This window comes from Massilia sp. CFBP 13721, assembly GCF_014842025.1.
Lineage (GTDB): Bacteria > Pseudomonadota > Gammaproteobacteria > Burkholderiales > Burkholderiaceae_D > Telluria.
This window is the reverse complement of record NZ_JACYUY010000002.1, coordinates 311,405-333,739: the sequence shown is the minus strand read 5'-3', so window position 1 is coordinate 333,739 and position 22,335 is coordinate 311,405. Positions and strand designations below refer to the sequence as shown.

The window sequence follows — 22,335 nt, the reverse complement described above, 5'->3', positions numbered from 1 at the left end:
CTTTGACTTCGAGAACCAATAGGGACATAATAAATTTCAGAAACAAAAGAGCCCCTTCATTCACGGGACAACCGGCCACAAGCCGGCTCAAAAAGAACAATCCGCCTGAGCCGCCGCGCACGTCGCGTCGCTACCAGGACGACCCGCCTAACGGGTGGAACTTCGCGAAACCGTCGCGCGCAGATGAATGCCAAACAAATTGGCTGTTATTGCGTCCGCGACAGGTCGCCGAGGTATCCGTAAAAAGCCAAAAACACTTGGGGCTTGGCAGTCGGCTTTATGCCGCCTGTCGTGACAGTGATCGTTGTTAGCAAACTAAAGGACATGCACATGACCATTTTTGACAACTACGCAGCCCGTTACGAGCGCACCCGTGAAGAGGAATATTCCCTGTCCGAATATCTTGCCTTGTGCAAGAAGGACCCGCTGACCTATGCCAGCGCGCCGGAGCGCATGCTCGCCGCCATCGGCGAGCCGCAGCTGGTCGATACCCGGCTCGATCCGCGCATGTCGCGCATCTTTGCCAACAAGGTCATCAAGGTCTATCCCGCCTTCCGCGAGTTTTATGGCATGGAAGAAGTCATCGAGCAGGTCGTCTCGTATTTCCGCCACGCGGCGCAAGGATTGGAAGAGCGCAAGCAAATCCTGTATCTGCTGGGACCGGTCGGCGGCGGTAAATCATCGATTGCCGAAAAGCTCAAGCACCTGATGGAACAAGTCCCCTTCTATGCAATTAAAGGGTCGCCGGTGAACGAATCGCCGCTGGGCTTGTTCAACGAAGACGAAGACGGCGTCATCCTGGAAGAAGACTACGGTATTCCGCGCCGCTACCTGCGTTCGATTCCGAGCCCGTGGGCGGTGAAACGCCTGCATGAATTCGGTGGCGACATCAACAAGTTCCGCGTGGTGAAGCGCTATCCGTCGATCCTGAAACAGGTCGCCATTTCGAAAACCGAACCGGGCGACGAAAACAACCAGGATATTTCTTCGCTGGTGGGCAAGGTCGACATCCGCAAGCTCGAGGAATATTCGCAGGACGATCCGGACGCCTATAGCTATTCCGGCGGCCTGTGCCTGGCAAACCAGGGCCTGATGGAATTCGTCGAGATGTTCAAGGCGCCGATCAAGGTGCTGCATCCACTGCTGACGGCCACCCAGGAAGGCAATTACAAGGGTACCGAAGGTTTCGGCGCGATTCCGTTCGAAGGCATTATCCTGGCGCACTCGAACGAATCGGAATGGAAAACTTTCCGGAATAACCGCAACAACGAGGCTTTCCTCGACCGGATCTATATCGTCAAGGTGCCGTATTGCCTGCGCATCTCCGACGAGATCAAAATTTACGACAAACTGGTGCGCAATTCGTCGCTGGAAAAGGCACCCTGCGCGCCGGGGACGCTGCGCATGATGGCGCAGTTCGCGATCCTGTCGCGCCTGAAGGATCCGGAAAACTCCAGTATCTATTCGAAGATGCTGGTCTACGACGGCGAAAATCTGAAGGACACCGATCCCAAAGCCAAATCCTTGCACGAATACGTCGATTATGCCGGCGTGGACGAAGGCATGAACGGGCTGTCGACGCGGTTCGCCTTCAAGATCCTGTCGAAAGTCTTTAATTTCGATAACACCGAAGTCGCCGCCAATCCGGTGCACCTGCTGTACGTGCTGGAACAGCAGATCGAGCGCGAGCAATTCCCGCCCGAGCAGGAGCAGCGCTACCACTCGTATATCAAGGAGCACCTGGCGCAACGCTATGTCGATTTCATCGGCAAGGAAATCCAGACCGCCTACCTGGAGAGCTATTCGGAATACGGCCAGAACATTTTTGATCGTTACGTGACCTTTGCCGACTTCTGGATCCAGGACCAGGAATTCCGCGATCCGGACACGGGCGAGAGTTTCGACCGCGAGTCGCTCAACGCCGAGCTGGAAAAGATCGAGAAGCCGGCCGGGATTTCGAACCCGAAGGATTTCCGCAACGAGATCGTGAACTTCGGCCTGCGCGCGCGCGCGACCAACGGCGGCAAGAATCCGGCCTGGACCAGCTACGAGAAGTTCCGCACCGTCATCGAGAAGAAAATGTTCTCGAATACTGAGGAACTTTTGCCGGTTATTTCGTTCAACGCCAAGGCGAGTGCGGAGGATGCGACCAAACACGCCGACTTCGTCAACCGCATGGTCGAGAAGGGTTATACGGCCAAGCAGGTGCGGCTCCTGTGCGAATGGTATCTGCGCGTCAGGAAGTCGTCCTGAGCAGACGGCACGGGCGGCGCATGCATGGCGTGCGCGCTGCCCCGGCCGGTTTCATCCGGGTGGCTTGTGCGCATCGAATGCGTCGGCACCCGGACCGCCAACCGTCGTTTCGCGCCATTTTGACCACCCTGCCAGCCGTGCGCCCCCCGCTTATGCACGCTGCGTATTAAGATAGGGAGGACCGCGCGGCGCGTTTTCCGCAGCGGGTCCGCAGCGGTTTTAACAGGAGGCATGTTTTGACTTACCTCATCGACCGACGCTTGCAGGGCAAGAACAAGTCCGCGGTGAACCGCGAACGCTTCCTGCGCCGCTACAAGGCGCAAATCAAGGACGCGGTTGGCCGCGCAATCAAGGGCCGCTCGATCACCGATATCGAGAATGGCGAGAAAGTCTCGATCCCCGTCAAGGACGTCAACGAACCGCACTTCGGCCATGCCCATGGCGGCGTGTGGGAAACGGTCAACCCCGGCAATACCGAATACCAGAAAGGCGACCAGTTCAACCGTCCGCGCAGCGGCGGCGGCGGGTCCGGGCGCGGGCGCGCCGGCAACAGCGAGCAGACCAGCGAGGACGACTTCATCTTCGAGCTCTCGCGCGAAGAATTCATGAACTATTTCTTCGAAGACCTCGAGCTGCCGAACATGGTGAAAACCCAGCTCACGCAGACGATCGACTTCAAAACCCAGCGCGCCGGCTACAACGTCTCCGGCACGCCCTCCAACATCCACGTGCTGCGCTCGCTGCGCGGGGCGCTCGGACGGCGCATCGCCGTGGGCGGCCCGAGCCGGCGTGCAGCGGGCGAGGCGCAGCAGGAACTGCAGGAACTGTTCGATGCCGAGGTGCCGGAAGACGATCCGCGCGTGGTCGAACTGCGCAAGAAAATCCACCACCTGCATACGCGCATCAACGCGATTCCCTTCATCGACCCGTTCGACCTGCGCTACAGCAACCGCATCAAGGTGCCGAAACCGAGCACCCAGGCCGTGATGTTCTGCATCATGGACGTGTCCGGCTCGATGGACGAAACCCGCAAGGACACGGCGAAACGCTTCTTCATCCTGCTGTATCTATTCCTCAAGCGCGTCTACGAGCGCATCGACGTCGTCTTCATCCGCCACCATACCGCCGCGGCCGAAGTCGACGAGGACGAATTCTTCCACTCGCGCGAATCCGGCGGCACCGTCGTTTCGTCCGCCCTGCACCTGCTGCAAAAGGTGATCGGCGAGCGCTATTCGAGTTCGGACTGGAACGCCTATGTCGCGCAAGCCTCTGACGGCGACAACTGGGACAACGATTCGGTGCTGTGCAAACAGCTGCTCGACAACGGCATCATGCCGAAAGTGCAGTACTACACCTATGTCGAAATCACCGACGGACCACCGCAGAACCTGTGGGAGCAATACACCGAAGTCGCCGCGCACCATGCCAATTTCGCGATGCAAAAGATCGTGACGCCGGCCGACATTTATCCGGTCTTCCGCGAGCTGTTCAAGAAACAGCCCAAGTAAGCCGACATATCTCGATAGGCACGCATATGCCAGACGACCGCACCAATCCGCGCGCCCTGCCCGAACAGTCGGAGTGGACCTTCGACCTGATCGAGCAGGCGCACGAGGAAATCCGCCGCGTGGCCAGGAAATTCGGCCTCGACACCTACCCCAACCAGCTCGAAATCATCACCGCCGAGCAGATGATGGATGCCTACACCTCGGTCGGCATGCCGGTGTCTTACAACCACTGGTCCTTCGGCAAGCACTTCCTGTCGACCGAAAAGAGCTACAAGCGCGGCCAGATGGGCCTGGCCTACGAAATCGTCATCAACTCCAATCCCTGCATTGCCTATTTAATGGAGGAGAACAGCCTGACGATGCAGGCGCTGGTGATCGCCCACGCCGCCTATGGCCATAACTCCTTCTTCAAGGGCAATTACCTGTTCCGCACCTGGACCGACGCCGAAGCGATCGTCGACTACATGGTGTTCGCCAAGAATTACATTGCCGAATGCGAGCAGCGCTACGGCATCGATGCGGTCGAGGACTTGCTCGACTCCTGCCACGCGATCCAGAACTACGGCGTCGACCGCTATAAACGGCCGGCCAAGCTGTCGGTGGCGCAGGAAGCGGCACGCCAGAAGGAACGCGAGGAATACGCGCAGTCGCAGGTGAACGCCCTGTGGCGCACGGTGCCGCGGCGCGAGGAAGAAGAACGCAATGCCCCGCCGCCGCGCTTCCCGCTCGAACCCGAGGAAAACCTGCTGTACTTCATCGAGAAGTACGCGCCGCTGCTCGAACCCTGGCAGCGTGAACTGGTGCGTATCACGCGCAAGATCTCGCAATACTTTTATCCGCAACGCCAGACCCAGGTCATGAACGAGGGCTGGGCCACCTTCTGGCACTACACGATTTTGCAGGAACTATATAAAGAGGGCATCGTCGGCGACGGCTTCATGCTCGAGTTCCTGCAAAGCCATACCAACGTCGTCTACCAGCCGGCGGCGACCAGCCCCTACTACAGCGGCATCAATCCGTACGCACTCGGCTTCGCGATGATGACCGACATCCGCCGTATCTGCGAAAACCCCACCGACGAAGACCGCGCCTGGTTCCCCGACATCGCTGGCAGCGACTGGGTCAAGACGCTCGACTTTGCGATGCGCAATTTCAAGGACGAGAGCTTCATCGCCCAGTACCTGTCGCCCAAGCTGATCCGCGAGTTCCACTTCTTCGCCGTGCTCGACGACGACCGCAGCGACAAGCTGACCATCTCGGCGATCCACGACGAAGCCGGCTACCGCTACGTGCGCCAGCAACTGGCCGAGCAGTACAACATCGGCAACCGCGAACCGAACATCCAGGTCTGGCAGGTCAACACACGCGACGACCGCGCGCTGACCCTGCGCCATACCCAGTTCCAGCGCCGCCCGCTCAATGCCCAGGCCCAGGAAGTGCTCAAGCATGTGGCCCGGCTGTGGGGTTTCGACGTGCGCCTGGAAACGGTCGATACGAGTGGCCACGTCGTCAGCTTCCTCGATTGCCGGCGCGAGAAGCGCCACCGCTAGCAGTCCATCCGCAGTACCCCGCCTTCAGGTATGCTCCACTCTGGATCATGCCTGAAGGCAACTCTCCCACTGATGCATGTCAAGATATAGCGACTCGGCGGCATGCCATCACTTCCAGTCATACGCGACGCCCCGTCCCAACGCCATTTGTGTTAGCTGGCGAACGCTACGCTTTGCCGAAACTGGCTATAGTTTGCGAAAAGCTGAGCATTGCACTATATGATATTTGCCATTAGGCAAATTCAACGTTCAATATTTGGTGAACAGCCACTTCTTTCCAGATCTTCTACAGTGCGCAAGTAATAAGCTGCAATGTTGTAATTTTATATACGGAACGCCTGCGAGTTTTTGCACAACGAGAAGCAATCCGGATGAGCAGGATCGCCTGTTTATACAGGCATTTACGCCCATTTTGATGCCTCAAAAATACCTGTGCAAAAAAGAATTCGTAGGTATAATTCGCCGATGTCCCGGATGCGGCCTTGTCTTTTCGTCGTGTTTTGAGGGTTTAGTAGCAACAAAAAAGAGTTGGTATTGGAGAAAGCAGGCATGAATTTTACACATGAAAAGGAACCGGGGAAGAATCTCACTGGTATCACCGTCGTGGTCCTGTTGCACGTCCTGGTCGGCTGGGGGATCATCAATGGTCTCGGTACAAAGGTGATCACGAAGGTGCAGGAAGCAGTGGAAACGAAGCTGATCGAAGAGGTGAAACCGCCACCGCCACCGGAGACTCCCCCACCGCCGCCGCCGCCGGAAATGAAGGCCCCGCCGCCTCCATTCATTCCGCCGGTCGAGGTTCAGGTGCAGCAGCCTCCTCCACCACAGAACGTCATCCAGGCAGCAACGAGCACGCCGCCTCCGACGACCAGCCTGGCTCCTCCGGCACCACCGGCTCCACCGGCCGCTGCGCCGGCAGCGCCTGCTGGTCCTAGCCGTACCGCTGCAGTGGCTGACTTCAGCACCTGCGCAAAACCGGAATACCCGAAGGCCTCGGCACGTAACGAAGAAGAAGGCACGACGACGATCTCGTTCCTGATCGGCGTCGATGGTCGGATGGTTGATTCCAAGATCACGAAATCGAGTGGATCGCGTGATCTTGACCGTGCAGCGCAGTCTGCGATCGGCAAGTGCCGCTTCAAACCGGCAATGGTCAATGGTCAGCCTGAACAGGCATGGGTCCCAGTACAGTACGTCTGGTCGCTGGAACAATAACCGAGACAGAGCAGCGTCTCACAACTATGATTTTCGTTGCATTTAAATCAGCGAACTGTCTATTTTTATATTTCTGGAGGAAGCATGTTTAAGAATACCCGTTTGTCCGCTGTACTGGCGGCAGTCCTGTTCTCGGTTACGGCAGCATCGGCCCTGGTCTCGGCACCAGCCTTCGCTGACGCACCGGCAGCAGCCGCTCCGGCCGCCGCGGCACCGGCAGACGCAGCAGCAGCTCCGGCCGCTGACGCAGCCGCCGCAGCACCTGCAGCCGAAGGCGCAGCTCCTGCTGCCGCCGCCGGCGAAAGCAAGGAAGAAGTCCACAACCCGTACGGCTTCTCGGCCATGTGGGAAGAAGGCGACTTCGTCAACAAGGGCACCATCATCATCCTGTCGCTGATGTCGATGGGTTCGTGGTACATCATCATCACCAAGCTGATCGACCAGTCGAAGATCATGCGCCAGTCGAAGGAAGTTTCCCAGAAGTTCTGGAAAGCCAACTCGATCGCTGCCGGTTCGGCTTCGCTGAAAGAAGGTTCGCCATTCCGCTTCATCGCTGAAACCGGCACCAAGGCAACCCAGCACCACGATGGCGCCCTGCTCGAGCAGATCGACCTGTCGACCTGGGTGACGATGCAAGTCCAGCGCGCCGTTGACCGCGTCCAGTCGCGCCTGCAAGATGGCCTGTCGTTCCTGGCAACCGTCGGTTCGACCTCGCCGTTCATCGGTCTGTTCGGTACCGTCTGGGGCATCTACAACGCACTGACCGCCATCGGCATGTCGGGTAACGCTTCGATCGACAAGGTCGCAGGTCCAGTGGGTGAAGCACTGATCATGACCGCCTTCGGTCTGTTCGTCGCAGTTCCTGCCGTCCTGGGTTACAACTGGCTGGTCCGCCGCAACAAGGCAGCAATGGAAGATGTCCGTTCGTTCAGCGCCGACGTTCACTCGGTCCTGGTATCGGGCGCCATGTCGACCTCGGAAGCTGCACGTGCTGCTGCCGGCGCTAAAAAGATTGGATAAATCATGTCAATGAGTGTCGGCTCCGAGAGCGGAGATGATGATGCCGTGATGTCAGAGATCAACACGACGCCGCTTGTCGACATCATGTTGGTTCTCCTGATCATCTTCCTGATCACCAGCCCGGTGGTCCTGCAGTTGCAAAGGGTTGCTCTGCCGGCGGAAACGAACCAGGTCACCAAGACCGCGCCGGAAGACATCAACATCACCGTCAACAAAGACGGCGAAATGTTCTGGAACCAGACCCGCATCGCGAACACGGACGAGTTGTTCAAGTTCTTCGCGGAGCAGTCGGTGAAAGTGCCGCAGCCTGCAGTGAAAGTGCGTGGCGACCAAGCTACCCGCTACGAAGCAATCGGTCGGGTGATCTACACGGCACAACGTGCTGGTGTGCAAAAGGTCGGGTTCGTGATCGAACCACCTGACAAGATGTAATGTCAGCTGCGGTGCCGAAGGAAACTTCGGCGCCGCACCTTGCACCCAGTTATTTGAAAAGGAAACACCATGGGTATGAACGTAGGTTCAGGCTCCGCCAAGGGAGCCGATCCGGAACCGATGATGGAAATGAACATGACCCCCTTGATCGACGTCCTGTTGGTCTTGATCATCATGTTGATTATCACGATTCCGAAGCAAAACCACTCGGTCAATCTGAACATGCCGGTGGGCACCCCACCGCCAAAGACCGAAGAGCCGCGCGTTGTCACCATCGACGTCGACTTCGATGGCACCATCCTTTGGGATGGTCAGACCATCCCAGATCGCCCGACGCTGGAAGCCAGGATGAATGAAGTGGCTGCCCAGCCGAACCAGCCGGAAGTGCATCTGCGTCCGAACAAGCTGGTCGAGTACAAGGTGGTTGCCGGTGTCATGGCAACGGCCCAACGTCTCGGCGTCACGAAGATCGGCATGGTCGGTAACGAGCAGTTCCAGTAATCGCATCAAGCTTGACCAACACGGCAGGGTTTCCCTGCCGTGTCCATTTTCAAAGAGGATTTTCCACGATGATCAAATTCCGACTCGCACACCTCGGCCTCGCAATGGCCGCCCTTGGCTTCACCGCAGCAGCTCCGATCGTTGGCCTGGCCCCTGCCCATGCGCAAGCCGTGAGCGCCCAGGTTGGCAAGCACTTGCAGGCAGCCCAGGCATTGATGAAACAGGGTAAGCACAAGGACGCCCTGGCAAAACTGCGCGAAGCGGACGCTGTCTCCGGCAAATCGGCGCACGAAAGCTACCTGATTGAGCGCGTGCGCGCCTCGGCAGCTTCGTCGGCTGGCGATTACGGCACCGCCGCCAAGGCATTCGAAACCCTGATCGCCTCGGGCAAGCTGTCGGCTGCCGAACGCAGCCAGTTTTCGGAAGGCCTGATCGGCATCTACATGCGCGGCGGCGACCTGAACAAGGCAAACGAAGCCATCCAGCGTCAGCTGAAGAACGGCGACGATCCGAAGCTGCGCGCCTACTTGCTGCAGAACTACTACAAGCAGGGCAACACTGCTGCCTTGGAAGCCGAACTGCGCACGGCTGAAAAGTCGGGCCGCATATCGGAAGACATGCTCGGTATGCTGGCCAACATCCAGCTCAAGAAAAACGACAAGGTCGGCTACGTCAACACCATCGAAAAGCTGGCGGCCAACTATCCGAAAGCCCAGTACTGGAACGACCTGCTCAACCGCGTGCAGGGCAAGCCTGGCTTTTCGGGCCGCCTGTCGGTGGACCTGTACCGCCTGAAGCTGGCCAACGGCCTGCTGAAAAAGCCGAGTGAATTCATGGAAATGGCCCAGCTCGTACTGCAGGCGAGAGCGCCGGCTGAAGCGCTCAAGGTCATCGACAAAGGCTACAAGGCCGGCGCCCTGGGCACCGGTCCGGATGCCGCCCGTCATCAGCGCCTGAAAGACCTGGCGCAGAAGAGCCTGGCCGATCGTGCCAAGGATGCCGCCGCCACGGAAGCTGAATACCGTGCAGCCAAGGACAACGACAGCCTGGTCGGTCTCGGCTATAGCCTGGTCCAGGCCGGTCAGACCGACAAGGGTCTGAAGATGATGGAAGAAGCGATCAAGGCCGGCGGCCTGCGCTACCCCGACGAAGCCAAGCTGCGCCTGGGCGAAGCCTATGCCGCAGCCGGCAAGAAGCAGCAGGCGATCAGCACCCTGCGCGGCGTCGGCGGCAAGGAAGGCACCGCCGAACTGGCACGTTACTGGATCATGGCAATCAACAAGCCATTGGCTAGTTAAGCGCCTCTCGATCGCTCGTCGATCGGCAAAACGCCGCCTGTTCGCAGGCGGCGTTTTTTTTCGTCCGTTGATTGCCCAGGATAACGCCTGCCGTAGGGTGGCCGGCTCCACCCGTACCTATGATCTGTCTGCAGCGTGTCCGCCGCCCACGCGTAACGCCAGCATTTAGCCTGCCCTTATCAAGACCATGCGTCGAATGCCGCGAAGCCGCCGGCCATCAAACAACCGGGCAGTCGTGACGCGGCCGTCACGCGTGGGCGGCGTCATGGCTGCGGCTACACCACCGCCCGGGGTATAGCCGACCACCCTACCTGCCTGACCGATAACGCCGCCAACGCATTGCAAAGTTTCGCGTCGGCACGAGGCGCCAACAGCGGCAAGTCTATACCGTATAATCAAGGTTTTCGCCCCGCGGCATGGCTGACCACGACATGCGTGGCAGGCTTGCCGGGCATTCTGGAACCACCAATGAAGGTATTTCGCGGACTTCCCAACGACGTGGCGCGTGCACCGTGCGCGCTCACGATCGGCAATTTCGACGGCGTCCATCGCGGCCACCAGGCCTTGCTGGCGCGCGTGCGTGCCGCCAGCGCGGCGCTGGGACTGGAAGCGGCGGTCATGACCTTCGAGCCGCACCCGCGCGAATACTTTGCCCGCCGCAGCGGCGACCTCAGCCGCGCCCCGGCGCGCATCGCCAACCTGCGCGACAAGCTGGAAGACCTCTCCGCCGCCGGCATCGACCGCGTCATTGTCGAACACTTCAACGAACAGTTCGCCTCCATCTCTCCGGAAGACTTTACCCAGCGCGTGCTGGTCGACGGCCTGCACGTCAAGTGGCTGATGGTCGGCGACGATTTCTGCTACGGCGCCAAACGCGCCGGCAACGTCGAGATGCTCAAGGAAGCCGGGCGCCGCCACGGCTTCCAGGTCGAAACCCTGCCGACCGTGCGCGAAGGCGAGCAGCGCATTTCGTCCTCGGCCGTGCGCGCCGCGCTGGCCGCCGGCGACTTGCAGGCCACCTGCGCCCTGCTCGGCCATCCGTACGCCATGTCCGGCCACGTGATCCACGGCGCCAAGCTCGGCCGCACCCTCGGTTTCCCGACCCTGAATCTGCGCGTCATGCACCGCCCTGCCCTGCAAGGCATCTTCGTCGTGCAGGTGCATGGCCTGGCCGACCGGCCCTTGCCGGCGGTGGCGAGCCTGGGCGTGCGCCCCACTATCGAGGACGCCGGCCGCATGCTGCTGGAAGTGCACATCTTCGACTACGACCGTCCTTGCTACGGCAAGCTGGTGCGCGTCGAGTTCCTGCAAAAACTGCGCGACGAGGAAAAGTATGTCGACCTCGACACCCTCACCGCCGCGATCCACCAGGACGCGCACCAGGCGCGCGCCTGGTTCAGCGACCACAGGCTGCGCCACGACCTGCGCAGCGCCGCCCGCGCCGGCGCCCTGACCGCCACCGACCGAATTTGACGCGCGACGCCACGTCCGCGTGGCTGGCGGTAAAGACCGCACAGCCAATTCCGCATTCCCTTACCGAAGAAATTTATGTCCGAAAACAAACCAGTCCAGAATGCGCCCGCCCAGAAGGCCGGCAAAAAACCTGAAGGCAAGCCTGTTAGCAAGCCTGTGAGTAAATACGCGGTCAACATGACCGACACCCCATTCCCGATGCGCGGCGACCTCGCCAAGCGCGAGCCGGGCTGGGTCAAGCAATGGCAGGACAAGCAGATCTATCACCGCATCCGCAAGGCGGCCAAGGGCCGTCCGAGCTTCGTACTGCACGATGGTCCGCCGTATGCGAACGGCGACATCCACCTCGGCCACGCCGTGAACAAGATCCTGAAAGACATGGTGGTGAAGTCGCGCACCATGGCCGGCTTCGACGCCCCGTATGTGCCGGGCTGGGATTGCCACGGCATGCCGATCGAGATCCAGATCGAAAAGCTGTACGGCAAGAACCTGCCGACCGCCGAAGTGCTGCAAAAAGCACGCGCCTACGCGCTCGAACAGATCGACCGCCAGCGCGCCGGTTTCATCCGCCTGGGCGTGCTCGGCGAATGGGAAAACCCGTACATGACCATGGCCTACGGTAACGAGGCCGACGAGCTGCGCGCGCTGGGCAAGCTGCTCGATAAAGGCTATGTCTACCGCGGCCTCAAGCCCGTCAACTGGTGCTTCGATTGCGGCTCGGCCCTGGCCGAAGCGGAAGTCGAATACCAGGACAAGCGCGACCCGGCGATCGACGTCGGCTTCCCGTTCGCGGAAGAAGAAAAACTGGCGGCCGCATTCGGCTTGCCGTCGCTGCCGACGATGAACGGTTTCATCGTGATCTGGACCACGACGCCGTGGACGATCCCGTCGAACCAGGCGCTGAACGTCAATCCGGAAGTGACCTACGCGCTGGTACAGACCGAGCGCGATGGCCAGCCGCTGCTGCTGATCCTGGCGCAAGACCTGGTCGAATCCTGCCTGGCGCGCTACAAATTCGAAGGCCAGGTCATCGCCACCACCACGGGCGACAAGCTCGAAGGCATGCGCTTCAAGCACCCGCTGTTCGCCGCCGATCCGTTCTACGACCGCACCTCGCCGGTCTACCTGGCCGACTACGTCACCACCGAGAGCGGCACCGGCGTGGTCCACTCGGCGCCGGCCTATGGCCTGGAAGACTTTATCTCGTGCAAAGCGCACGGCATGAAGGACGACGAGATCCTCAAACCGGTGATGGGCGACGGCCGTTTCGCCAGCTCGCTGCCGTTGTTCGGCGGCCTGACGATCTGGGAAGCGAGTAAACCGATCTGCGCCGCGCTGACCGCCGCCGGCGCGCTGTTCGAACTCAAAATGTTCGACCACAGCTACATGCACTGCTGGCGCCACAAGACCCCGATCGTCTACCGGGCGACGTCGCAGTGGTTCGCCGGCATGGACATCACGCCGAAAGATGGCGGCCCGACCCTGCGCGAAACGGCCCTCGCCGGCATCGACAAGACCCAGTTCTTCCCGGACTGGGGCCAGGCGCGCCTGCACGGCATGATCGAGAACCGTCCGGACTGGACCCTGTCGCGCCAGCGCCAGTGGGGCGTGCCGATGGCCTTCTTCATCCACAAGGAAACCGGCGCGCTGCATCCGCGCACCCCGGAACTGCTCGAGCAGGTGGCCAAGCTGATCGAAGCGAATGGCATCGACGCCTGGCAAGCGCTCGACCCGCGCGAACTGCTGGGCGACGACGCCGATATCTACGAAAAGAACAAGGACACGCTCGACGTCTGGTTCGATTCCGGCGCCACCCACCAGACCGTGCTGCGCGGTTCGCACGCGGCGCAGTCAACCTTCCCGGCCGACCTCTACCTGGAAGGCTCGGACCAGCACCGCGGCTGGTTCCACTCGTCGCTGCTGACCTCGTCGATGCTGAACGGGACGCCACCCTATAAAGCGCTGCTGACCCACGGCTTCACGGTCGACGAACACGGCAAGAAGATGAGCAAGTCGCTCGGCAACACGATGGCGCCGCAGAAGATCTCGGACACCCTCGGCGCCGACATCCTGCGCCTGTGGGTAGCTTCGACCGACTACACCGGCGAACTGTCGATCAGCGAAGAGATCCTGAAACGCGTCACGGAATCGTACCGCCGCATCCGCAACACGCTGCGCTTCCTGCTGGCGAACACCTCGGACTTCGATCCGGCACAGCACACCGTGCCGACCGCCGAGCTGTTCGAGATCGACCGCTATGCGATCGCCTCGATGGCCGCGCTGCAGCAGGACATCAGCGCGCACTTCGACCGCTACGAATTCCACCCGGTCGTCTCGCGCCTGCTGAACTACTGCTCGGAAGACCTGGGCGGCTTCTACCTCGACATCCTGAAAGACCGCCTGTACACGACCGGCGTCGACTCGGTCGCGCGCCGTTCGGCGCAGACCGCGCTGTGGCAGATCGCCAATGCGCTGCTGCGCGTGATGGCGCCTGTGCTGTCGTTCACCGCCGAGGAAGCCTGGGCCGTGTTCGCGGGCCAGCAAGCCTATGCGGATTCGGACGAGACCATCTTCACGCAGACGCTGTGGACTTTCCCGGAACTGCCGGATGCCGAAGCCCTGCTGGCCAAGTACACGGCCTTGCGTGAAGTACGCGCCGACGTGACCAAGCAGCTGGAAGAAGTGCGCGCCTCGGGTGCGATCGGCTCCTCGCTGCAGGCCGAGCTGACGATCAAGGCCGCCGGCGCCAGGCACGATCTGCTGGCGAGCCTGGACGACGATTTGAAATTCGTCTTCATCACCTCGCAGGCCAAGGTCGAGCAGGCCGCCAACGAAGCGGAAGAAGCGGTGCAGGTGACGGCATCCGAAGCGCCGAAGTGCGAGCGCTGCTGGCATTACCGCCCTGCGGTCGGCCACGACCACGAGCACCCAGGCCTGTGCGACCGCTGCGTGAGCAACCTGTTCGGCGCCGGCGAAGCACGCCGTTTCGCGTAAGCGGTTTTACGCCAGCCGCCATGCCGTCTGAACGCGGCATGGCGGTTTCCACATCTGACCCCGACTCCCATGGCAACCAAGAAAAAACCGAGCATCACGAGCGTCCACAAAAAAGCCGGCAGCAGCGCCGGCATGACCCCATGGCTGGGGATCGCCTTCATCATCGTATTGGTCGACCAGCTGACCAAGATCACGGTCTCGAAGCTGTTCACCTACGGCGAAACGCTGCCGGTCACGAGCTTCTTCAACCTGGTGCTGGTGTATAACCCCGGCGCCGCGTTTTCCTTCCTGGGCGACCAGGGCGGCTGGCAGCGCTGGTTCTTCACGGCGATCGCAGTGGGCGCCATCGGTTTCATTCTTTATCTCCTGAAGCGTAATTCGGAACAGCGCCTGTTCTGCTGGGCCCTGGCCCTGATCCTGGGCGGCGCCATCGGCAACGTGATCGACCGCGTCGCCTATGGCCACGTAATCGACTTCCTCGACTTTTACTGGCGTGGTTGGGGCCACTTCCCGGCCTTTAATGTCGCCGACATCGGCATCTCGGTTGGCGCCTTCCTGTTCATCGTCGATGAACTGCGGCGCGTGAATAAAAACTGAGCAAGAACTGACAAGGAGACGCATATGGACCTGCAAGGCAAGAAAATCGTCCTAGGCCTGTCCGGCGGCGTCGCCTGCTACAAGGCGGCGGAACTGTGCCGCGCGCTCATCAAACAGGGCGCGCAGGTCCACGTCGTCATGACCGAGGCCGCGACCCACTTCATCGGCGCCGTGACCATGCAGGCGCTCTCGGGCAATCCGGTCTGGCTGGATCAGTGGGATGCGCGCATGCCCAACAACATGGCGCACATCGACCTCACGCGTGGCGCCCACGCCGTGCTGGTCGCGCCCTGCTCGGCCGACTTCATCCGCAAGCTCGCCCACGGCGCCTGCGACGACCTGCTCTCGACGCTGTGCCTGGCGCGCCCGCACGGCGTGCCGCTCTTGGTAGCGCCGGCGATGAACGTCGAGATGTGGCAGAACCCGGCCACGCAGCGCAACGTCGCCACCCTGCGCGGCGACGGCATCTGCATCCTTGGCCCAGGCGCCGGCGAGCAGGCTTGCGGCGAGACCGGGCTGGGACGCATGCTCGAACCCGAGCAGCTGCTCGAGGAAGTGATCGCCTCCTTCCAGCACAAGATCCTGGCCGGCAAGCGCGTGCTGATCACTGCCGGTCCTACCTTCGAGGCGATCGATCCGGTGCGCGGCATCACCAATCTCTCGTCGGGCAAGATGGGTTACGCCATCGCCCGCGCCGCGCGCGAGGCCGGCGCCGAGGTAACGCTGGTGTCCGGCCCTACGGCACTGCCGACGCCGCACGGCGTGCGCCGCATCGACGTGCTCTCGGCCCAGCAGATGCACGACGCCGTGATGGCGGGCGTCGAAGGCCAGCACATTTTCGTCGGCGTGGCGGCGGTGGCCGACTGGCGCGTGGCGAATGCCAGCGAACAGAAGCTGAAAAAACAGGAAGGCGGCGGCGCGCCGGAGCTGCAGTTCGTGCAGAACGCCGACATCCTGGCCGCGGTGGCCGCGACCACCTCGCTCTCGGGCTGGCCGTATTGTGTCGGTTTTGCCGCGGAATCGGAAAACCTGGTGGAATACGGCGCCGCCAAGCGCGAACGCAAGGGCATCCCCTTGCTGGTTGGTAATATCGGCCACCATACCTTCGGGCAGGATGAGAATTCGATCGTCCTGTTCGACGAACACGGCCACACCGTGCTGCCGCGCGCCGACAAGCTGACGCTGGCGCGCCAGCTGGTGTCCGAAATCGGCAAGCGCCTCGAACAGCGCTCGCTGCTAACCTGATTAATGATTTATAGACGCATGAAGACCATCGACGTAAAAATCCTCGACCCGCGCATGAAGGAACTGCTGCCGGCCTACGCGACCCCGGGCAGCGCCGGCCTCGACCTGCGCGCCTGCATCGACGCACCGCTCATCCTCGAGCCGGGCCAGACCGTGCTGGTGCCGACCGGTCTCGCCATCCATGTGGCCGATCCGGGCTATGCGGCGATGATCCTGCCCCGCAGTGGGCTCGGCCATAAGAACGGCATCGTGCTCGGCAATCTGGTAGGCTTGATCGACTCCGATTACCAGGGCCAGCTGATGGTCTCGACCTGGAACCGCGGCAACCAGACGTTTACGCTGCAGCCGCTGGACCGCCTGGCGCAATTGGTGATCGTGCCCGTCTTGCAGGTGGGCTTCAATGTCGTCGATGAATTCGCATCGAGCGAACGGGGCGCCGGAGGGTTCGGCAGCACCGGAAAACAATAACGAGGAAGAGCATGATTCGCATTGATCGTCTGCGCCCGGCCGCGCTTGCCGTCGCCACCGCCGCCCTGCTGGCAGCCTGCGGCACCCCATCCCCGATCCGCCAGCCCGGCCTGCCCGGCCCCGTCACTGAAGTCCCGCAGGGCACGCAGATGACGCCGGAGATGGCGGCCGCGGCCGATACGCTGACCAGGATGGCCGCGCTGCAAGACCGTCTGTACCGGGTGGCGGCGCCGCTGCTGATCGACAATGCCCAGCTGTGCACGAAGCACGCGCGCAACCTGCTCGGCTTCACCGCCAAGAACCGCTACGCCTACCCGGGCCTCTACAACGAAGCGGCGCACCTCGCCTTCGGCATGGACGAACGCCTGCAGGTGACCGGCGTGCTGGCCGGCAGCGGCGCCGCCAAGGCCGGTCTGCGCCTGGGGGACGCCTTGCTCGCCGCCGGCGGCAAGCCGCTGCCGACCGGCCCCAACGCCCTGTCCGGCGCCGGCGCCGTGTTCGCCCCGATCGTCGCCTCGCAGGCAAAGCTGCCGCTGTCGATCGAACGCGACGGCGAGCCGCGCGACCTCAGCATTCCCGTCACGCGCGCCTGCGGCTACGGCATCGAGCTGGGCAACGGCGACAACGTGAACGCCTACGCCGACGGTTCGCGCATCATGGTCACGCGCGGCATGCTGGGCGTGGCGCGCAGCGACGACGAACTCGCCTACGTGCTGGCGCGCACGATGGCGCACAACATGCTCGACCACCCGCGCACTCAGCGCAACCAGGCCACGCTGGCCAGCGTGATCGACAACCTGACGCGCATGAGCCCCGACCTGGCCATGATCAACGGCAGCGCCGGCATCAAGGCCATGCCCTCGAACCTGGACGCCGCCGCCGACCGCCTCGCCATCTTCCTGCTGGCGCGCGCCGACTACAACATCGACGCCGCCCCGGCGTTCTGGAAGCGCTTCGCCTCGGCCTACCCGGCCAGCGTGGCCAACGGCTTCACCGCCAACCATCCCTCGACCGCGGCGCGGCTGACGGCGATGGAGCTGGCGATCGAAGACGTCAAGGCGAAGAAGGGGTCGAAGAAGCCGCTGGTGCCGTAACATCTGCTTTACTGGTACCGCCGTTGTAGGGTGGGTGCCCCGTGCCCACGCGGTATGTGCGCATCCTTACACCTGCGACTCCCGAGGATCGCCTGCAAAGGCTCTGGCACACCCGTAAGGTGGGCGGGTGCCCTGCCGACGCGTTCAAACAGTATTTCCGGTCATCGGTGCAAGGATACGTCCGTACCGCGTGGGCTCGGGGCGCCCACCCTACAAAGCCGCATTCCTCCCCGCCGACATCTCGGCCGCATTTTTTGTATCATTGACATCCCTCACCAGCAGCGCCCGCGCACACCATGGACAGCCTCGACCTCGACGTACTCAAGACCGCAGCCGCCTGGCTCGATGCCGGACACCGCTGTGAACTGGTCACGGTCATCAAGACCTGGGGGTCGAGCCCGCGCCCGATCGGGGCGACGCTGGCGGTGCGCGACGATGGCCGCGTGATCGGCTCCGTCTCCGGCGGCTGCATCGAGGACGACCTGATCGAGAACGTGCGCGCCAAGGGGATTGCACCCGACGCGCGGCCGCACATCGTCAGCTATGGCATCAGCGCCGACGATGCGCACCGCTTCGGCCTGCCCTGCGGCGGCACCATCGAACTGGCGATCGAACCGCTCGGCCCCGCCAGCGGCCTGCGCGACCTGCTGCAGCGCCTCGAAGGGGGCGAACTGCTCGAACGCCGGCTCGACCTCGGCAGCGGCGCCGTCACCCTGGCGCGTGCCGAGGCCGGCGCCGTGCTGCGGGTCGAAAACGAAGCCTTGTACACCGTGCACGGCCCGCGCTGGCGCCTGTTCATCATCGGCGCCGGTCCCCTGTCGCGCTTCCTGGCGCAGGTGGCGAGCGCGATGGATTACCGCGTCATCGTCTGCGACCCGCGTGAGGAGTACCGGGCCGACTGGAACGTGCCGGGCATCGACCTGGTGCACGCGATGCCCGACGACCTCGTCCTCGAGGCCAAGCTCGATGCGCGCAGCGCCGTGGTGGCGTTAACGCACGACCCCAAGCTCGACGACCTCGCCCTGATGGAAGCCCTGAAATCGGACGCCTTCTATGTCGGCGCGATTGGTTCGCGCCTGAACAATGCGCGCCGGCGCGAGCGGCTGAAACTGTTCGACCTGACCGACGCCGAACTCGACCGGCTGCATGGCCCGATCGGCCTCTACATCGGCAGCAAGACGCCGTCCGAAATCGGCATCGCCATCCTGGCCGAAATGACGGCGATTAAAAACGGCGTGCCGCCGGCGATGCTGGTGCCGCACGCCGCCGCGCCGCAGCCGGCCAGCGCCGAGGTATGCGCGGCCTGATTTGCGAGCGAGATCGCGAGCAAAAAGCGGGTTGCGCATCCGCGCGGCATGCGCCACCATGCGCTTCCGCTTTCTGAATCGATCATGAATACCGCCAATTTTCTTCGTCTCTTGCTGCTCGCCGCCATCTGGGGCGGCTCCTTCCTCTTCATGCGCATCGGTGCGCCGGTGCTCGGGCCTGCCGTGCTGATCGAATACCGGGTGCTGTTCGCGGCGCTGTTCCTGGCGGCGGTGGCGCTGGTGCTGCGCAAGCGCCTCGACGTACGCGCGCACTGGAAGCATTACCTGATGCTGGGCTTTTTCAACTCCGCCCTGCCCTTCCTGCTGTTCGCCTATGGCGCGCGCACGCTGACGGCCTCGGTGCTGTCGGTGCTGAACGCGACTGCGCCGATGTGGGGCGCCCTGCTCGGCGCGGTGTGGACGCGCCAGCCGATTACGGCAAGGAGCGGCATCGGCCTGGTGCTGGGTACGCTGGGCGTGGCCTTGCTGGTCGGCTTCGACGACGTCGCACGCCTGCCCGGCGCCGGCCTGGCGATCGCCGCGGCGCTGGCTGCGGCCGTCTGCTACAGCATCGCCAGCCTGTATGCAAAGTCGGCCAAGTCCGTGGAACCGTTCGCCAACGCGCACGGCACGATGTGGGCGGCGACCTTGTTCGTGCTGCCGGCGCTGCCCTTCTTCCCTGCTCCTGCCACGCCAACGCCGGGCGTGTGGGCGGCCGTGCTGGCGCTCGGCGTCGTCTGCAGCGGCATCGCTTACCTGATCTATTTCCGCCTGATCGCCGAAGTCGGACCGACCTCGGCCCTGACGGTCACCTTCCTCAATCCCGTCTTCGGCATCCTGTGGGGCGCGCTGTTCCTGGGTGAAGCGATCGGCTGGCATACGCTGGCCGGCGCGGCGATCGTGCTGGTCGGTACCGCGCTGGTGACCGGCTTCGTGCCGCGCTTCGGGCGGCCGGTGGCGGCTGCCGGCAAGCCATGATGGTGGACACGCTGTCGATCGCGCTGCCCGCAGATTATCGCAGCGCGGACGTCCTCGCCTTTCACGGGCGCGATGCCGAAGGCCTGGCGGAACAGGTCAGCGGCGAACGCATTCGCAAGGCGGTGCTGCTCGATGGCGTGCCGGTGCTGCTGGACGTGACATTGACGCCGACAACGGCACAGTGCCGCATCGACGTTGATGGCGCACCTGGTGCGTTCACGCTGGCGCTGGCACAGGAAGCCCTGCGCAGCATGCTGGCGCTGCGCATCGATCCGGCGCCGTTCGCCGCCTTTGTGCAGGACGACCCGCTGTTCGGGCCGCTGGTGGCGCGCGAGTCGGGACTGCGCATCGTGCAGTCGGCCAGCATCTTCGAGGCGCTGACCTGGGCCATCATCGGCCAGCAGATCAACCTGCCGTTCGCGATCAGCCTGCGCCGCACGTTTATCCAGCAGGCCGGACGCGCGCATAGCAGCGGGCTGTGGTGCTACCCGGAAGCGCCGGACGTGGCGCGGCTCGACCTCGAGGCGCTTACCAGCCGCAAGTTCTCGCGCGCCAAGGCTGAGACGCTGCTGCGCGTGGCGCGCATGGCGGCCAACGGTACATTGCCACTGGCGCCCGACGATGATCCGGCGCGCATCGCGCCGCAGCTGCTGGCGATCAAGGGGATCGGGCCGTGGACCGTGAATTACACGCTGCTGCGCGGGTATGGCTATGCGGATTGCTCGCTCGAAGGCGACGTGGCGGTGCGCAGCGCGCTGGGGCGGCTGCTGGGCGAAGCGGGCAAGCCGGACCTGGCGCGCACGCAGGCGTGGCTGGCGCGGTACGCGCCGCATCGGACGATGGCGGCGGCGTATTTGTGGGCGAGTCTGAGCCAGCCAGCGGCATAGGCACTCGTTCGGATGTGTCGGCGCGGCGCGGGGGTTCCGCAAGAATAGCGGTAACATCGCGCGCAGTTCCGCGTGGGCATGCCCACCCTACGTCGCACAGCGTTTAGTTCCAGCGCGGCAGGCCCTCCAGCTGTTGCGCTCCCTCCCCCGAAAACCGGATCAGCTCGGACAACGGCACGGTCGCCAGGTTTTCGCTGCCGTAATGGCCGCCGAGGGCGCTGGGAATTTTCAGGCAGTAGGTGCGGTCGTCGGTCAGCGGGCCGAGCGTGGATTCGGCCAGGTCGACGACGTCGGGCATGTACCAGTCGTTGAGAAAATCCTGGTTGTACGAGAGCGCGTCGAGGGCGGCGCGGTTGTCGGCTACCGGTTCGCAGCACAGGTCTTGCGGACGCAGGCGCCAGTAGCTGCCGTCGGCGTCGCGCAGGATCAGGTTGCCGAAGGCGTTGGCACCGAGTATTTCCACAGCCCGCAAGCCCATCCAGCCCCAGGCGTCGTTGATGTCTTCAACAGTAATCATGGTCGAACCCGTCAATGCGATTGATTGGTTCGACAGCGCCAGGTTCGGCAAGTGCCGTCAACCTGCCCCCTCCTTGACTTAAGTCGAGTCCGGCAGACGACCATGAAAAAAGCCGGCATTCCTTGTAGGAAGTACCGGCTTTTTACCTGAATCTGGTTGCGGGGACAGGATTTGAACCTGTGACCTTCGGGTTATGAGCCCGACGAGCTGCCAGACTGCTCCACCCCGCGTCTGTGAAACGAATTATATACGGATCCGGCTGTTTAGGCAATCCCAATGCCACCGCCGATGACGATTGATGTCTTGCATGGCACTCAGGCAAGAATACTGCCGAGCCGGCACGACGGCACAGCCGGAGCAATCAGGTGTAAAGTGAGGGTATATTCATTCTTTCTACCCCCTATGAACTTTTGTTCCGAGTGCGGCCATGCGGTCGCGCTAAGCATTCCCGAAGGCGACAACCGGCCGCGCCATGTCTGCCCCCAGTGCGGCACGATCCACTACCAGAACCCGAAGATGGTGATTGGCTCCATCCCTGTCTGGGAACAAGACGGCACGCTGCAGGTGCTGCTGTGCCGGCGCGCGATCGAGCCGCGCCATGGCTACTGGACCTTGCCGGCCGGCTTCATGGAAAACGAGGAGACCACGTCTGAAGCCGCCGTGCGCGAGACCGAAGAGGAAGCCGGCGCCAACATCGAGATCGGCCCACTGTTTTCCTTGCTCAATGTCGCCCACGTACACCAGGTGCACATGTTCTACCTGGCGCGCCTGCTCGACCTCGACTTCGCGCCGGGCATCGAGAGCCTGGAAGTGCAACTGTTCGCCGAGCGCGATATCCCTTGGGACGACCTCGCCTTTCCGACGATCCGCACGACGCTGGAACTCTTCTTTGCCGATCGCGTCAAAATGCGCGAGGGCGCCGCCAATGCGTATGGCGTGCACAGCCTGGACATCCGGCGCCCGATGATCGCGCCACGCGAACCCGACTGACCAGCGAG

19 protein-coding genes and 1 tRNA gene are annotated in these 22,335 nt (G+C 62.7%); 18 read left to right on the top strand and 2 right to left on the bottom strand.

Annotated elements, in window-relative coordinates; genetic code table 11:
• Window positions 1-330 precede the first annotated feature (330 nt).
• The 17 genes from IFT60_RS03105 to IFT60_RS03025 all read left to right on the top strand — a co-directional run bounded on the left by IFT60_RS03105 (window position 331) and on the right by IFT60_RS03025 (window position 20,820).
• Entirely contained in the window at window positions 331-2,253 is a 1,923-nt protein-coding gene (locus IFT60_RS03105; RefSeq protein ID WP_192049361.1) for a PrkA family serine protein kinase, read from the top strand.
• A gap of 236 nt (window positions 2,254-2,489) precedes the next feature.
• The gene (locus IFT60_RS03100; RefSeq protein WP_192049359.1) at window positions 2,490-3,761 is read left to right on the top strand and encodes a YeaH/YhbH family protein; all 1,272 of its coding nucleotides are present in this window, start codon (window positions 2,490-2,492) and stop codon (window positions 3,759-3,761) included.
• Between the two features lie 26 nt (window positions 3,762-3,787).
• Window positions 3,788-5,311 (top strand): SpoVR family protein, encoded by a 1,524-nt coding sequence (locus IFT60_RS03095; RefSeq protein WP_192049357.1) that lies wholly within the window; start codon window positions 3,788-3,790, stop codon window positions 5,309-5,311.
• A 549-nt stretch (window positions 5,312-5,860) separates the two neighbouring features.
• A complete protein-coding gene (locus IFT60_RS03090; protein ID WP_192049355.1) occupies window positions 5,861-6,526 on the top strand; it encodes an energy transducer TonB in 666 nt (221 codons plus the stop codon).
• 84 nt (window positions 6,527-6,610) lie between these two features.
• Window positions 6,611-7,546 carry a MotA/TolQ/ExbB proton channel family protein gene (locus tag IFT60_RS03085; RefSeq protein WP_229510658.1) on the top strand — a complete coding sequence of 312 codons (936 nt, stop codon included), beginning with the start codon at window positions 6,611-6,613 and terminating at the stop codon, window positions 7,544-7,546.
• A 3-nt stretch (window positions 7,547-7,549) separates the two neighbouring features.
• Window positions 7,550-7,978 carry an ExbD/TolR family protein gene (locus tag IFT60_RS03080; RefSeq protein ID WP_192049352.1) on the top strand — a complete coding sequence of 143 codons (429 nt, stop codon included), beginning with the start codon at window positions 7,550-7,552 and terminating at the stop codon, window positions 7,976-7,978.
• Between the two features lie 69 nt (window positions 7,979-8,047).
• Complete coding sequence (locus IFT60_RS03075; protein ID WP_192049350.1) at window positions 8,048-8,479, top strand: ExbD/TolR family protein; 432 nt, start codon at window positions 8,048-8,050, stop codon at window positions 8,477-8,479.
• A 68-nt stretch (window positions 8,480-8,547) separates the two neighbouring features.
• On the top strand, window positions 8,548-9,777 hold the full coding sequence (locus IFT60_RS03070; protein ID WP_192049348.1) for a tetratricopeptide repeat protein: 1,230 nt from the start codon (window positions 8,548-8,550) through the stop codon (window positions 9,775-9,777).
• A gap of 468 nt (window positions 9,778-10,245) precedes the next feature.
• On the top strand, window positions 10,246-11,250 hold the full coding sequence (locus IFT60_RS03065) for a bifunctional riboflavin kinase/FAD synthetase (RefSeq protein ID WP_192049346.1): 1,005 nt from the start codon (window positions 10,246-10,248) through the stop codon (window positions 11,248-11,250).
• A 75-nt stretch (window positions 11,251-11,325) separates the two neighbouring features.
• A complete protein-coding gene (ileS, locus tag IFT60_RS03060; RefSeq protein ID WP_192049344.1) occupies window positions 11,326-14,244 on the top strand; it encodes an isoleucine--tRNA ligase in 2,919 nt (972 codons plus the stop codon).
• Window positions 14,245-14,313: 69 nt separating this feature from the next.
• On the top strand, window positions 14,314-14,841 hold the full coding sequence (gene lspA, locus IFT60_RS03055; RefSeq protein WP_192049342.1) for a signal peptidase II: 528 nt from the start codon (window positions 14,314-14,316) through the stop codon (window positions 14,839-14,841).
• Window positions 14,842-14,865: 24 nt separating this feature from the next.
• Window positions 14,866-16,086, top strand: a complete 1,221-nt coding sequence (coaBC, locus tag IFT60_RS03050; protein ID WP_192049340.1) for a bifunctional phosphopantothenoylcysteine decarboxylase/phosphopantothenate--cysteine ligase CoaBC — start codon at window positions 14,866-14,868, stop codon at window positions 16,084-16,086.
• Window positions 16,087-16,104: 18 nt separating this feature from the next.
• The gene (dut, locus tag IFT60_RS03045) at window positions 16,105-16,554 is read left to right on the top strand and encodes a dUTP diphosphatase (protein WP_192049338.1); all 450 of its coding nucleotides are present in this window, start codon (window positions 16,105-16,107) and stop codon (window positions 16,552-16,554) included.
• 11 nt (window positions 16,555-16,565) lie between these two features.
• A complete protein-coding gene (locus tag IFT60_RS03040; protein ID WP_192049336.1) occupies window positions 16,566-17,648 on the top strand; it encodes a M48 family metallopeptidase in 1,083 nt (360 codons plus the stop codon).
• A gap of 296 nt (window positions 17,649-17,944) precedes the next feature.
• Window positions 17,945-18,955, top strand: coding sequence for an XdhC family protein (locus IFT60_RS03035; protein ID WP_192049334.1), 1,011 nt, complete (start codon window positions 17,945-17,947; stop codon window positions 18,953-18,955).
• An 84-nt stretch (window positions 18,956-19,039) separates the two neighbouring features.
• Window positions 19,040-19,933 (top strand): DMT family transporter, encoded by an 894-nt coding sequence (locus IFT60_RS03030; RefSeq protein ID WP_192049332.1) that lies wholly within the window; start codon window positions 19,040-19,042, stop codon window positions 19,931-19,933.
• Window positions 19,933-20,820, top strand: a complete 888-nt coding sequence (locus tag IFT60_RS03025; RefSeq protein WP_192049442.1) for a DNA-3-methyladenine glycosylase family protein — start codon at window positions 19,933-19,935, stop codon at window positions 20,818-20,820. Before IFT60_RS03030 ends, IFT60_RS03025 begins: the two co-directional genes overlap by 1 nt.
• Window positions 20,821-20,923: 103 nt before the next feature.
• Here the strand turns inward: IFT60_RS03025 and IFT60_RS03020 are convergent, their stop codons facing one another.
• Entirely contained in the window at window positions 20,924-21,337 is a 414-nt protein-coding gene (locus IFT60_RS03020; RefSeq protein WP_192049330.1) for a T6SS immunity protein Tdi1 domain-containing protein, read from the bottom strand.
• Between the two features lie 153 nt (window positions 21,338-21,490).
• Window positions 21,491-21,567, bottom strand: a tRNA-Met gene (locus IFT60_RS03015).
• Window positions 21,568-21,739: 172 nt separating this feature from the next.
• Between IFT60_RS03015 and IFT60_RS03010 the strand changes: the two genes are divergently transcribed.
• Window positions 21,740-22,327 (top strand): NUDIX hydrolase, encoded by a 588-nt coding sequence (locus tag IFT60_RS03010; RefSeq protein WP_192049328.1) that lies wholly within the window; start codon window positions 21,740-21,742, stop codon window positions 22,325-22,327.
• The last annotated feature ends 8 nt before the right edge of the window (window positions 22,328-22,335 follow it).

Coding starts and splice junctions, on each gene's coding strand:
- IFT60_RS03105 (WP_192049361.1), top strand. CDS start 331: ATGACCATTTTTGACAACTACGCAGCCCGTTACGAGCGCACCCGTGAA.
- IFT60_RS03095 (WP_192049357.1), top strand. CDS start 3,788: ATGCCAGACGACCGCACCAATCCGCGCGCCCTGCCCGAACAGTCGGAG.
- IFT60_RS03090 (WP_192049355.1), top strand. CDS start 5,861: ATGAATTTTACACATGAAAAGGAACCGGGGAAGAATCTCACTGGTATC.
- IFT60_RS03085 (WP_229510658.1), top strand. CDS start 6,611: ATGTTTAAGAATACCCGTTTGTCCGCTGTACTGGCGGCAGTCCTGTTC.
- IFT60_RS03080 (WP_192049352.1), top strand. CDS start 7,550: ATGTCAATGAGTGTCGGCTCCGAGAGCGGAGATGATGATGCCGTGATG.
- IFT60_RS03075 (WP_192049350.1), top strand. CDS start 8,048: ATGGGTATGAACGTAGGTTCAGGCTCCGCCAAGGGAGCCGATCCGGAA.
- IFT60_RS03070 (WP_192049348.1), top strand. CDS start 8,548: ATGATCAAATTCCGACTCGCACACCTCGGCCTCGCAATGGCCGCCCTT.
- IFT60_RS03065 (WP_192049346.1), top strand. CDS start 10,246: ATGAAGGTATTTCGCGGACTTCCCAACGACGTGGCGCGTGCACCGTGC.
- ileS (WP_192049344.1), top strand. CDS start 11,326: ATGTCCGAAAACAAACCAGTCCAGAATGCGCCCGCCCAGAAGGCCGGC.
- lspA (WP_192049342.1), top strand. CDS start 14,314: ATGGCAACCAAGAAAAAACCGAGCATCACGAGCGTCCACAAAAAAGCC.
- coaBC (WP_192049340.1), top strand. CDS start 14,866: ATGGACCTGCAAGGCAAGAAAATCGTCCTAGGCCTGTCCGGCGGCGTC.
- dut (WP_192049338.1), top strand. CDS start 16,105: ATGAAGACCATCGACGTAAAAATCCTCGACCCGCGCATGAAGGAACTG.
- IFT60_RS03040 (WP_192049336.1), top strand. CDS start 16,566: ATGATTCGCATTGATCGTCTGCGCCCGGCCGCGCTTGCCGTCGCCACC.
- IFT60_RS03035 (WP_192049334.1), top strand. CDS start 17,945: ATGGACAGCCTCGACCTCGACGTACTCAAGACCGCAGCCGCCTGGCTC.
- IFT60_RS03030 (WP_192049332.1), top strand. CDS start 19,040: ATGAATACCGCCAATTTTCTTCGTCTCTTGCTGCTCGCCGCCATCTGG.
- IFT60_RS03025 (WP_192049442.1), top strand. CDS start 19,933: ATGGTGGACACGCTGTCGATCGCGCTGCCCGCAGATTATCGCAGCGCG.
- IFT60_RS03020 (WP_192049330.1), bottom strand. CDS start 21,337: ATGATTACTGTTGAAGACATCAACGACGCCTGGGGCTGGATGGGCTTG.
- IFT60_RS03010 (WP_192049328.1), top strand. CDS start 21,740: ATGAACTTTTGTTCCGAGTGCGGCCATGCGGTCGCGCTAAGCATTCCC.